The sequence below is a fragment of the Vicinamibacteria bacterium genome, assembly GCA_035620555.1.
Classification (GTDB): Bacteria; Acidobacteriota; Vicinamibacteria; order Marinacidobacterales; family SMYC01; genus DASPGQ01.
On sequence record DASPGQ010000634.1, the window covers coordinates 15750 to 28692 of the forward strand.

Sequence of the window (12943 nt, forward strand, 5' to 3'; positions counted from 1 at the left end):
TCAAGCTTCGCCCTGGTCTGGTAGCTTCTCCCTACAATAGACCGCAAACGAACGCGCCGGCAGTGAGAGCTCGGCCTCACCCTCCGAATCGAGCGTTTCGGGGAGGTCGCTCCCGGGTCCCTGCCATTTCGCCTCGGCCGAATCGAACGCCTTGACCCACCTGCCTTCCGGCAGAGGAACCATTAGCGGAATGGGTTCTTGGCCGAAGTGGAACATCATCCAGGCGCGGCGGTCCCGGAGGGTCAGCAAGGCGTTTCGAGCCTCGAAACAGATGGTGTCGTCCATGCCGATGGCAAGGAGCCTCCACCTGAGCCCCAGAAGCTCTCGATACAGCTCGTGCACTAGGGCGTGGCGTCCCTGGACGCGCAGCTCGTGATTCAGCACCGAGCGTCGGAACGCTTCTTCGCTCTGAGGGTCGGGGACCTCGCCCTTCCAATCGAAGCTTCGAAACTCGTCGCGGCGGCCCTCGCGCACCGCCTTCCTGAGCTCGGGATCACCGTGGCTGACGAAGTACTGGAACGGCGCCGTCTCGCCGTACTCCTGGCCCATGAATATCAGCGGGACGAAGGGAGACATAAGCAAGACGCCCGCTGCGAGCTTCTCGCTCTCGAAGTCGACGATGGCGCCGAGGCGCTCGCCAAACATCCGGTTCCCGATTTGATCGTGGTTTTGTACCGAGACGACGATGTGTTGCCGCTCGAGGTCGGTCACCGGCCGCCCGTGTCGGCGCTTTCGGTAACGAGAGTACTCGCCGGCGTACGTCATCCCCCGCTCCCAGGCGCGGGCGAGATGTTCCACCTTACCGAAGTCCTCGTAGTATCCGTTCGTTTCTCCGGTGAGGAGGACATGCGTCGCGTGGTGCAGGTCGTCGCACCACATGCTATCGAGACCAAAGCCGCCGAGAGCCGTGCTGCGAACGAGCCGCGGGTCGTTGAGATCGCTCTCGGCGATGACGGCTACCCTGCGCCCGACACGCTCGCCGAGCGCGTGCACCTCGGCGGCGAGCTCCTCGAGAAACGGCTTCGCCGATCGGTCCAGAATCGCATGGACGGCGTCGAGACGGAGCCCGTCGATGTGGAATTCGCCGATCCACTGGAGCGCATTCTCGATGAAATAGCGGCGAACCCCTTCGCTCTCGGGTCCGTCGAAGTTGATGGCCGCCCCCCACGGAGTCCGGTAAACGTCGGTGAAGTAAGGCCCGTAATCTCCGAGGATGTTACCCTCGGGGCCGAGATGGTTGTAGACCACGTCCAGAACGACCGCCAATCCCCGCCGGTGGCAGGCATCGACCAGGCGCTGCAGGCCTCGCGGGCCACCATAAGAGGCTTGCACCGCGAAGGGGAAGACGCCGTCGTAGCCCCAGTTTCGCGATCCGGGAAACTGCGCGACCGGCATGATCTCGACGACGGTTATGCCGAGCTCCCGCAGCCGGTCGAGATGACCGACGACTGCGTCGAAGGTTCCGTCGGTGGTGAAGGTTCCCACGTGAAGCTCATAGAGCACACAGCTCGACGTTGGGTAACCCACCCAGCCACGGTCGGTCCACTCGAAGCCGAGGTCGAGGACCTCGGAGGCGCCGTGAACGCCCTCAGGCTGGAAGCGAGACGCGGGATCGGGCCTATCCTTTCCGTCCGCTAGCCGGTATAAGTAACGGGTGCCGGCAGGCACCCGTTCGAATACCGCTTGGTGGTAGCCGAGATCATCGCGCTCGAGCGCGCGAGGGTGCGACTCGCCCTCGACGAATAGCTCGACACGAGCCTGTTCCGGCGCCCATACCGAGAAATGGCACCGCTCTCCGTCGACCGGCGTCGCTCCCAGCCGCCGTCGACTCATTCGACCTCGTCCGCTTTGAGGTAGAGCACTCCGAGAGGCGGCAGCACGAGATTGAGTGAGAATCGGCGACCATGCCACGGAACTGGTGAGGCTTCCACTCTCCCGAAGTTTCCGTGACCACTGCCGCCGTACTCCTTGGCGTCGGTATTGACGAGCTCTTTCCAGCCGCCGAGGTGGTCCACGCCGATGCGGAAATTGTCTCGGGGAACCGGCGTGAAATTACAGACCACCGCGACCGCCCCCCGGTCCTCCGCGCCGTGACGTGAGAAGGCGAGCACGCTCTGCTCGGCATCGTTCGCGTCAATCCACCGAAAACCGCGGCTGTCGCAGTCGAGCTCGTGAAGCGCGGGCTCGGTACGATAAAGGCGATTCAGCTGGGAAACCAGATCCTGGATTCCCCGATGGCGATCGTATCGGAGCAGGTGCCACTCGACGCTGCCGTCATGCTGCCATTCGCCCCACTGGGCAATCTCGCCACCCATGAAGAGAAGCTTCTTTCCCGGAAGTGCGTACATGTACGCGAACAGGAGCCTCAGGTTCGCGAACTTCTGCCACTCGTCACCGGGCATTTTTCCTAGCAACGATCCCTTTCCGTGCACGACCTCGTCGTGCGAAAGCGGAAGGACGAAGTTCTCTTGAAACGCATACAGAGACCGGAAGGTGAGGTCTTGATGGTGGTACTTGCGATGAACAGGTGCCTTGCTCATGTAGCGGAGCGTGTCGTGCATCCAGCCCATATCCCACTTCAAACCGAATCCCAGGCCGCCGAGGTAGGTGGGGCGGGAGACCATCGGCCAGGCCGTCGACTCCTCGGCGATCGTCTGCACGTCGGGATGCTCCTCGTAGACAGTCTCGTTGAAACGGCGCAGCAGGCGAACCGCACCCAGGTTCTCACGACCTCCGTACTCGTTCGGGATCCACTCTCCCTCCTTGCGTGAGTAGTCCAGGTAGAGCATGGATGCCACACCGTCCACGCGCAGCCCATCCGCGTGGTATCGATCGAGCCAGAACATCGCGCTCGAGAGAAGGAAGCTCTGCACCTCGTTACGGCTGTAGTTGAAGATGAAGCTGTCCCAGTCGGGATGGATGCCTTGCCTGGGGTCGGCGTGCTCGTAGAGGTGGGTGCCATCGAAGTAACCGAGCCCGAACTCGTCCTTGGGAAAATGCGCCGGAACCCAATCGAGGATGACGCCGATACCTGCTCGATGGAGCGCATCCAGAAGGAACATGAGTTCGTGAGGCGTCCCAAATCGGCTCGATGGCGCGAAGTAGGCGGTGACCTGGTAGCCCCAGGAGCCGAAGAACGGATGCTCCATCACCGGAAGAAGCTCCACATGGGTGAATCCCATCTTGGTGACGTAGTCGATCAGTTTCGGCGCCAGCTCCCGGTAGCCGAGGGAGCGGTGCCCTTCATCAGGGACTCTCATCCAGGAGCCGAGGTGGACCTCGTAGATCGAAGTGGGGGCGCCGAGCTTGTTGGCCTCACCCCTCCGGCTCATCCATTCCTCATCCTGCCACCGATAGGACAGATCGGTAATCGCAGAAGCCGACCTGGGCGGAATCTCCTGGGCGAAGCCGAAGGGATCGGCCTTGTCGACCACGTAGCCCCGGTGTCGCGAGCGGATGTGGTACTTGTAGAGCTGCCCCACGACCGCACCTGGCACGAAGCCCTCCCAGATCCCGGAAGAGCCACGCTCAGCGAGCGGGGTCCGCTCTCGGTCCCATCCGTTGAACTCTCCGATCACCGAGACAGCGGCCGCGTTGGGCGCCCAGACGGCGAAGTAAGTGCCACGAGCTTTGTCTACGGTGTGCGGGTGAGCTCCCAGCTTGTCATAGAGGCGACAATGCGTACCCTCGTTGAAGAGGTGGATATCGAGGTCGGTAAGAAGGGACCACAGCGGCTGCTCGACGTCCGTAAGCTCCGAGACCTCTTGCGATCGATTGGGAGTCGATCGGGGGGGGCGACTCGGTTTGGTCATGAGACTCTTCTCCTCTCTCGGTCGATTCGGTGGAGAAGCGCGCCCACGTCAGGTAACGTCGGCAACGCCTCGATCGGATACCTCATCTTCCGTCGCCAGTTGGGTCTCTCCTGCGCGGTCCCGGGAACGTTCTGCGATTCTTCCTCGAGCCAGAGGTCCTCCAGGGTAACCAGCAAGATGGCTGCCGGGCTCGAAGCGTAGGCTTCGAGGAGCGCAGCGAGGATGTCGAAGGTATCGGATCGGTCAGGGGCGAGTCGACCGCTGGCCACGAGTCGTTCGATCAACACCGCCCGCGCCGCCTGGCGCTCGGCGAGTAAGCGCTCTCGCTCGGAAGGGGCGGCGAGTCGTCTCGCGACGCGATCCTCCAGCTCCGATCCCTTCCACCACGCCGCGAACGGCGGCATGTCGTGGGTGTTGATACTCGCTACGACCTCGTCGGGAACATCCACGAACGGATCCTTCGGCTCGCTTTCGAGCTCGTACTGCAGGACGTGCATGCGGTAGAGGCCGGCGCGTTCCATGCAGTCCCTGACTTCGTTGGGTACGGTTCCGAGGTCTTCGCCGACTACGGCCGTCTGGTTGCGGACGGATTCGAGCGCGACGATGGCGTAGATTTCCTCGGGGCGATAGCGGAGGAACACCCCGTCGCTCGGGGGCATTCCCGCCGGGATGCAGTACACCCGGTGGAGGCCCATCACGTGATCGACCCGCAGCACCCCGGAACAGGACATGTGATGTCGAAGGCAATCCACGAAGTATCGATAGCCGTCATGCCTCAACCCGACCGGATGGAGGGGCGTGATGCCCCAATCCTGTCCGTGGGTGAACACGGCGTCGGGCGGGGCGCCGAGCGCGCATCCTCGCAGAAACGCGCGGCGCTCACGCCAGACGTCGTACCCTTGGTCGTGGACCCCGAGCGGCAGGTCGAGATAGAGGCCAAGGCCCAGCGTCCGCGCCTTGTCTCCCAGTCGGCTCATTTGCTGGGAGGAGCGCCACTGGACGTAGAGGTGGTAGCGAACGTCCGACTCCTGATAATCGGTGCGCTCGAGCGTTCCTTCTCGGAGTCTTTCGGGCCAGGCGGTCCACGGCTGGCCACGAAGCTCCCCGACGGCACGGAACTCGGCGTAGTCTCTCAAGCGAGGGACGGACTTGATGAAGGCTTCGAACTCCTGACGGTCAGGACGTGTTTCGGTGAAGAAGCTCTTCACCAGCTCCTCGAGGACGCGTCGTTTCAGGGCCATCTGTCGCCGGTAGTCCACGAGTCGCCCGCTCCGCAGCTCTTTCGCCGCCCGCGAGAAGGTCGATGAATGGAGCAGCTTCCTGGCGGGCTCGCAGACCGCGAGGTCGGGGAGGCGCTCGATATCCAGGTAGAACTCGCTCCAGAAGAGGCGGCTGACAGGTGCGTAGGGACTCGGCTCGAACGGCTGTTCGAGAAAGGTCGGCAGTAGCGGCAAGGTGCCGATTAGGCTTGCCCCCGATGCTCCAACCCAATCGACCAGCATCTCCAGATCGCGAAAATCGCCGGCTCCGAGGCTGCGCTCGCTGTGCAGCGCGTAAACGGGAGCGAAAACGCCCCAGGCAGCGTGCGTCGTCGGGGCCCATGCCTTCGACGGGGGGCAGAGAAGCAGCGTCTCGCTCGAGCGGCCGCCGATCTCGACGGTCGCCCGGTGATATCCGCGAGGCAGGGGGTCATCGAACCTCAGCTCTCTTTGGGTGAATCGCTTCCCCAATCCGTCGTGCGAAGCTATCGGCGGCAGGTCGGAGAGGACCCCCTCGGTGCAGAACACCCCGTCGTTGTCGAGCTCGATCCGCGCGGCGAACCTCTCTCGCGAGTCACCCTCTTCGACGCGGAGCTTGAGCGCTGGTTGGGCGTTCTCGGCGACTACCTGAACGGGGTCGGTGTGCCCGCTCCAGATATCGAGCTCTCTCATGGCGAGGGCATCCGCAACGTCGGCTTTTGATCGAACCGGAGCTCCCAGATGTTCCAGCATCTTCAGAATTGCGGTCTCTGACGCGCTCTTCCTCTCGCGGCGTACGTCCTCGTAAGAGGTCTCGATGTCGTACAGAGCGGCAAGCCGATCGAGCGCCTCGCGGCCATTCACCGTGCGGCCTCCTCTTCGTCGAGAAGGTCGGCGAGCCCCAGAAGGGGTATCGAGACCCACTCGGGACGATGATTCAGCTCGTATCGGAGCTCGTAGAAGCATTTTTCGAGCAGATAGAACTGCAGCAGATCCTCGACGTCTTCGCGGCTTCGGGGAAGGAACGGCTCGGCTGCGGGGGACTCGAGGTAGGCCCGCAGGTAATAAGCGCTCACCCAGTGCACCCACCCGCGAGCCCAAGGCTCGAGCGTCTCGATCTTGCCCGCTGGCTCCTTTCGGCGCTTCAGCGCCGCGGTTGCCGCGTAGTGGAAGGAACGCAGCATCCCAGCGACGTCGCGAAGCGGACATCGCTTGAATCGCCGCTCGCTGATGGGCCGGGCGGGCTCTCCCTCGAAGTCGATGATGACGAAGTCCCTTCCGGTGTAGAGAATCTGGCCAAGATGATAATCGCCATGGCACCGGATCCGGAGCGCCTCGATCTTTCGGGCGGTGATACGGCGCAGTCGCTTGTAGATGAGGCTCTCCCGCTCGGTGATGGTCCGCGCTCGGGCGCGCTCGGCCTCGGGGAGTCGCGGAAGCCATCGTCGCAGCAGGTCGAGCGCTTCTGCGAGACGCGGACGAGCCGCCTGATAGAGGGATCGCTGGTGGAGCTCTGAAAAAGGCTCCGGAGCGAAGGCCGGGTGACGCCGTTCCGAGGCCAGTGCCCCGTGAAGCTCGGCGGTCCGCTGGCCCAGGAGCCTGACGACGGGCACGTAATGGCCGAGGGCCTCCCCCAGAAGCTCGGAAGGCTCCTCGGCGGCCTGCTTCAAGAGAGGGCCGGAGCTCGAGGGGGGGCGAGCGTGAGCCGGATGCGCCAAGACGTGCTCGTAGTAACGATCGAGCGTCTCCAGGGTGAACTGCCACGCATCCCCCCGGTTGGGGACGTACCGTTGAAGCACGGCGACGCTCGCAGGCTCTCGCCCTGCCGTTTGATAATCGAGCGTGGCCAGGAGCTCGGGAACGTGTTTGAAAGCTGTGCGTTCGTTGAGAAACCGGACGATCTCGGGGTCACAGTTGACCCCCGCCTCGACAACGCGCTGCAGTTTGAGGATATAGCGATCGCCGAACACGATGCTGGTGTTCGTCTGCTCTCCGGTTTGAGCACGCGGTGGGCCGGGCGAATCGTCATCGCTGTCTTCCAAATTGCGGGCCCAGGCGAGAAATCGACCCTGCTTCGCGCGAAGGACTCGCTTCGATGCGAGCAGATGCAACAGTTCTTTGGAAAAGCGCTCCGACAAAGCGGCATCGTGGAGCACGATATGGACGATTTCGTCATCGTTCCCGCTCGACAATGTCGCCACGGCGACCGCGCTTCGAGCATTGTTCGTGAGAATCTCTTGCGCGGCGTCGCCCTCGGACCAGGCCAGGGGGATGAAGTAGAGCTCGTCCTGCCCTTCGTAGAAATGCACCATGACGAGGAGAGCGACCCAATTCGAGGAGCCGTTCATTTCCTCGACGATCCGGGCCATCTGGATTCGCCGGGTCTTCGAGCGAAACCATCGCTGTCGACGGAGGTAAAGCGGAAGCACCTCTTCGATTCGTTCCCGAAGCGAAGCGGTAAGCAATTGCCCAGCCTGGTCGACCTTGCCAAGCTCGGGAATCTCGATCGCTCCGCCCGCGTCGGCCGATGGCGCCGTGAGCTCGAACCAGAAGAAGGTATGAGGGCTCAGCGAGAGAAAATAAGGCTGTTCCCTGATCGGCGGAAAAGCAACGCGGCCGAAGAGCTCCTCCGGCACCAGCCCGGCGTAGTCCTGCAGGGCCAGCTCCACGTGCTGGCTGTAGCGGGAAAGGTTCGCCACGACGAGTATGCGCTCTTCCTCGAAGGAGCGAACGAAGGCAAGGACCTTCTTGTTCTCCGGATGCAGGATCCGGAGCTCACCTCGTCCGAACGCCTTGTGCCGCGTTCGCTGGGCGATCAGGCGCCTCATCCACCAGAGGAAAGAGGATGGATTCGCATGCTGGGTCTCGACGTTACGGGCCTCGTAGTGGTACTCGGGATCGACGATGATGGGGAGAAAGAGCTTCTGAGGATTGGCGCGGGAGAAGCCGGCGTTGCGATCGGGACTCCACTGCATCGGTGTCCGAACTCCATCCCGGTCACCAACGTAGATATTGTCACCCATGCCGATCTCGTCCCCGTAATAGAGAACCGGGGTGCCGGGGAGAGAGAACAGAAGCGCGTTCAAGAGCTCGATCTTGCGCCGGGTGCCGAGGAGAGGGGCGAGCCGCCGTCTAATGCCGAGGTTGATCCGGGCTTGTGTGTCCTCGGCATAGACTCGCCACATGTAGTCCCGGTCCTCGTCGGTCACCATCTCCAGGGTGAGCTCGTCGTGGTTGCGCAGAAAGGTCGCCCACTGACAGGTCGAATGGACTTCGGGCGTTTGTTCGAGGATGTCGATGATAGGGAATCGATCCTCGAGATGCAGGGCCATGAACATCCTCGGCATCAGGGGAAAGTGGAAGTTCATATGGCACTCGTCGCCGTCGCCGAAGTAGGAGGCGGCATCCTCGGGCCACTGGTTCGCCTCGGCGAGGAGCATACGGCCCCGATGCCGACTATCGATGTAGGAGCGAAGCTTCTTCAGGAAGGCATGGGTCTGCGGGAGGTTCTCGCAGTTCGTCCCTTCGCGCTCGAAGAGATAGGGCACGGCATCGAGCCTCATGCCATCGACACCCATCGACATCCAGAAATCGAGGACCTTGAAGACCTCTTCCTGAACTTCGGGGTTGTCGAAATTCAAGTCGGGTTGATGCGAGTAGAATCGATGCCAGTAGTAGGCTTTGGCGACCGAGTCCCACGTCCAGTTCGAGGTCTCGAAGTCCTTGAAAATGATCCGGGCCTCGGGATAGCGCTCCGGGGTGTCGCTCCAAACGTAGAAGTCTCGGTAGCGACTCCCGGGAGGAGCTTCGCGGGCGCGCTGAAACCAGGGATGCTCGCTCGAAGTATGGTTGATGACGAGCTCGGTTATGACGCGAAGTCCGCGGCGGTGCGCCTCTCGTAGGAATCTCCTGAAATCCGCGAGCGTGCCGTAGGAAGGGTTAACGTCGGTGTAGTCCGCGATATCGTAGCCGTCGTCCTTCAGGGGGGAGGGGTAGAAGGGCAGCAGCCATATCGCGGTCACGCCGAGCTCCTCCAGATAGTCGAGCTGGCGGATCAACCCGTTGAAGTCCCCGATTCCGTCGGCGTTCGAATCGCGAAACGCGCGGACGTGAACCTCGTAGATGATGGCGTCCTTGTACCAGAGAGGGTCAGCGCTCAGCCCGGGGTGATGGCGACGTCGCGTCATGCGTAATAGTCGAAGTCCTGTTCGCGTTGTACGAACCGTCGAACTCGAAAAACGTGAGCCGGCACCAGCTGTGGATCGAGCTCGACGTAGTTGCGCGCGCCGCGCCACAGGTACCGGGCTTCCGCTATCAGGTCATGGAGCTGGAAGGTCTCCTGCCAATCAATGCCAAGGGCATCCAGGTCCAGCTCCACCCACCCGGACTGCCGGTGATGGAAGTCGAGATTGACGACGACGATGACGCGGTCTTGCCCGTCGAGTGTCTGTTTGCTGAAGCAAAGCAGTTGATCGTTGTCGGTTTTGTGAAAGCGGAGATTGATGTTGCCCTGGAGTGCGGCACACTCTCGGCGGGCGCGATTCACCCGGGTGATGATGGGGCGGAGAGAGTTCGGATCGTCGAGATTCCACCTCTTGATCTCGTACTTTTCGTTGTCCAGGTATTCTTCCGAGCCTGGGCGAGCCACGTGCTCCATCAGCTCGAAGGCTGGCCCGTAGATGCCGTAGCTGCTCGACAACGTGGCGGCGAGGACGAGCCGCGCTATGAAAGCCGCCCGTCCTCCAAACTGAAGATGCTCCGGGAGAATGTCGGGCGTGTTCGGCCAGAGATTGGGACGAAAGAACTCGCCGACCTCCGTCTGAGTAAGCTCCCGAAGATACTCGGTGAGCTCCCAGCTGGTATTGCGCCAGGTGAAATAGGTGTAGGACTGGGAGAAACCCGCCTTGGCGAGAGAGTACATCAGCTTGGGACGGGTAAAAGCCTCGGCGAGAAACACGACGTCGGGATGTCGGGTCTGGATGTCCCGGATGCACCACTCCCAGAACCTCAAAGGCTTCGTGTGGGGGTTGTCGACACGGAAGAGACGAACGCCTTGCTCGGCCCAGAACAGGAAGATGCTGTGAAGCTCGCGCCAGAGCCCACGCCAATCTTCGGAATCGAAATCGAAAGGATAGATGTCCTCGTATTTCTTGGGCGGATTCTCGGCATATTGAATGGTTCCGTCCGGTCGTTTCTTGAACCATTCTGGGTGCGCGGTCACGTACGGGTGATCGGGTGACGTCTGAAACGCCGCATCGAGCGCTACTTCGAGGCCATGTTCCTTCGCTTTTGCAACGAGCCGGCGAAAATCGGCGAGCGTCCCGAGGGCGGGGTGGACCGCCTTGTGGCCTCCCGTCGCGTTTCCGATGGCCCACGGGCTACCGGGGTCTTCCTCCTCGGCGACGAGCGCGTTGTTCCGGCCCTTGCGGTGGCTGGTCCCGATCGGGTGAATGGGAGGGAAGTAGACGACGTCGAAGCCCATCGATGCGACATACGGTAGCATCGACTCGACGTCTCGAAACGTCCCATGCTTGCCGCTCCCTGCCGTCGATCGGGGAAAGAGCTCGTACCAGGCGCTGAAGCGCGCCTTGGGGCGGTCGACGCGCACCTCGAGGACGACGTCGTACCGTGTGGATCGAGACCGATCGGGATATGCGGCCATGAGCTCACGCAGGTGCTCGTCCGTGGCGGCATCGACTCTGGTATCTCTGGCGGCCCGCTTGGACCGCAGGGTGCGCGCGATCCTCTCGAGCTCCGGTCGGGCTCGTGCGTCGGCTCTCCGAGCGGCCTGGGCGACGATTTCCGAGCCCACCTGAAGCTCGATGGAAACATCCTGGCGGGCTTCGAGCTTCTTCGCGAGCAGCTTTCGCCAGGTTGCGAACTCATCAGTCCATGCTTCGACGGTGTATTGCCACCATCCGAGTCGGGACAGCTCGAAGGTCCCCTGCCAGCGATCGTTGACCAGAGGCTCGAGAGGGATTTCTTCCCACGCCATGGTCCCCGTGGGTCGGTACAGCAGGACACCCGCAACCGATTCGTGACCGTCGCAAACCAAATCGACTTCCACTCGAAATGGGTCACCGAGAATTCTCTTTGCCGGCCAGCGCCCCGCATCGATCTCCGGCGTTATCCGCTCGACCCGGACGCGTCGTCGAGCATCGGGAGGCAGCCGCACGGTAGCGACCTCCTGGATGGATCGCTCATCGCTGCTTTTCGGTGCTACCGGAGCTCCAGTCGATTCAGTTTGCCGGCGCATGGCTAACAGACCTCTCGTCTCTCCGTTCAGGCATACCGATTCGCTCGAAGGAGTTCACCCACGAGCTATTTCCTCTTTTGTCCTTTTACGACTCTTGGCCGTTTACGACTGAGGCTCACCATACTTGATTGAGTGAGTCAAGTCAATAATCTGCATGTGCGACTCCGTGTTAGACGGATGGACGATTTCCATGATATGTAGAGTCGTATAAGACCAGCGACGAGGATTCTATGGAGAGTCGACGCGAGCGGAAGAAGCAACAGACGCGCACCGCTCTGCTGGAGGCGGCGATGGCGCTTTTTGCCGAGGGCGGGGTCTCGGGGACGCGCGTCGAGGACATCACCGAGCGCATCGACCTGGGCAAGGGCGCCTTTTACAACTACTTCGCTTCGAAGGACGCTTTGATAGCCGACCTCGTGGCTCGAGGCGTCGACACGTTCGAGCGCGGCTACCTCTCGCAGCTCGACTCCGACGAAAGTGTTGCCCGACGCGTTGCCCATCTCGTTCGCCTGCATGACACCTTTCTCGGCGACCACCCCCAGTACGCTCTGCTCTTTCACCAGGCTCGCGGTTTGCTGCTCCTTCAGAATACACGGGTCGAGAAGCTCCGCGACGTATTTGCCCACTACCTCCGCCGCGTGGGGCAGGCATTGCGGACCGGCGCGATCGATTCCTGCTCCGACGAGGACCTGCTCGATATTGCCGCGGCACTCGTGGGAGGCGTATCGGGTTACCGTTCGTTCCGTATCGCCGCGGCGCTTCCCGCTAACGACACCACCGCGGAACAGATGCTGACGCCAGGTATTCTCGGGCTCCTAGAGCAACGCGGAAGCGCCGGCGGGCGGTAAATGAGCAAGGGTCTACCTCGGGGATTCTCGCCGGCGAATGGACGTTTCAGAAGCGCTCGTCGCGATAGACCTCCTTTCCGCCGAGAAACGTCGACAGGACCTTGACGACAGCGATCTCGGACTCCGGCACGTCGAAGAGGTTCTTCTCGAGAATGATGAAATCCGCGGCCTTGCCGACCTCGATGGAACCCGTCCTGTCTTCGTGGTGGTGCAAATACGCGCCGGCTTCCGTATAGGCCCGAAGCATCGTCGGAAGATCGACGCGCTCCTCGGGTATCCAGCTTTCGCCTTTTCCCGAAAGCGCCTTCCGATTCAGAGCGACCTGGATGGCGTCGAGTGGATTCATCGAGGAGACCGACCAGTCACTGCCCGCAGCGACGACCGCCCCCGAGTCGACGACGGTCTTGATCGGGTACAGCCATCGTGAGCGCTCGGGTCCAAGGAAAGGCTCGGTCAGGTCGGTGATGTATGTGTCGGCGTAAGCCCAGAGCGGTTGAAAGTTGGCCCCGACTCCGAGCTCGTGGAATCGGGGGATGTCGTCGGGATGGAACAGCTCGATGTGAGCGATATGGTGGCGTGAGTCGCGAATCCCGTTCTGTCGACGAGCTTCCTCCAGGGCATCGAGCGACTCTCGGATGGCCCGGTCTCCGATCGCGTGAAAATGGACCTGGAAGCCCTCGCGATCGAGCCGCGCGACGAGAGGCTTCAGCCGTTCCCGGGGGATCTCGAGCTGTCCCGCGTCCGACGATCCGACGTAAGGCTCGAGAAGCGCCGCCGTGTGAGCCTCGA

The 12943-nt window shown here is 62.1% G+C and carries 7 protein-coding genes; 1 reads left to right on the forward strand and 6 read right to left on the reverse strand.

The features are described from left to right. The 5 genes from treZ to VEK15_25920 are packed head-to-tail and all read right to left on the reverse strand — an operon-like array spanning position 1 to position 11306. Positions 1-1833, reverse strand: a complete 1833-nt coding sequence (treZ, locus tag VEK15_25900) for a malto-oligosyltrehalose trehalohydrolase (GenBank protein HXV64160.1) — start codon at positions 1831-1833, stop codon at positions 1-3. Next, positions 1830-3812 carry a 1,4-alpha-glucan branching protein GlgB gene (gene glgB / locus VEK15_25905; protein ID HXV64161.1) on the reverse strand — a complete coding sequence of 661 codons (1983 nt, stop codon included), beginning with the start codon at positions 3810-3812 and terminating at the stop codon, positions 1830-1832. The genes treZ and glgB overlap by 4 nt, the downstream gene beginning before the upstream one ends. Beyond that, complete coding sequence (gene malQ, locus VEK15_25910) at positions 3809-5914, reverse strand: 4-alpha-glucanotransferase (protein HXV64162.1); 2106 nt, start codon at positions 5912-5914, stop codon at positions 3809-3811. The genes glgB and malQ overlap by 4 nt, the downstream gene beginning before the upstream one ends. Further along, positions 5911-9237, reverse strand: coding sequence for a maltose alpha-D-glucosyltransferase (treS, locus tag VEK15_25915; protein HXV64163.1), 3327 nt, complete (start codon positions 9235-9237; stop codon positions 5911-5913). The genes malQ and treS overlap by 4 nt, the downstream gene beginning before the upstream one ends. Then, positions 9234-11306 (reverse strand): alpha-1,4-glucan--maltose-1-phosphate maltosyltransferase, encoded by a 2073-nt coding sequence (locus VEK15_25920; GenBank protein HXV64164.1) that lies wholly within the window; start codon positions 11304-11306, stop codon positions 9234-9236. Before VEK15_25920 ends, treS begins: the two co-directional genes overlap by 4 nt. Positions 11307-11536: 230 nt before the next feature. Between VEK15_25920 and VEK15_25925 the strand changes: the two genes are divergently transcribed. Continuing rightward, a complete protein-coding gene (locus VEK15_25925; GenBank protein HXV64165.1) occupies positions 11537-12154 on the forward strand; it encodes a TetR/AcrR family transcriptional regulator in 618 nt (205 codons plus the stop codon). A gap of 46 nt (positions 12155-12200) precedes the next feature. On the opposite strand, the gene VEK15_25930 is transcribed toward VEK15_25925, so the two are convergent. Further along, positions 12201-12943 (reverse strand): amidohydrolase family protein (locus VEK15_25930; GenBank protein HXV64166.1); only part of this gene is annotated, 743 nt, incomplete at its 5' end.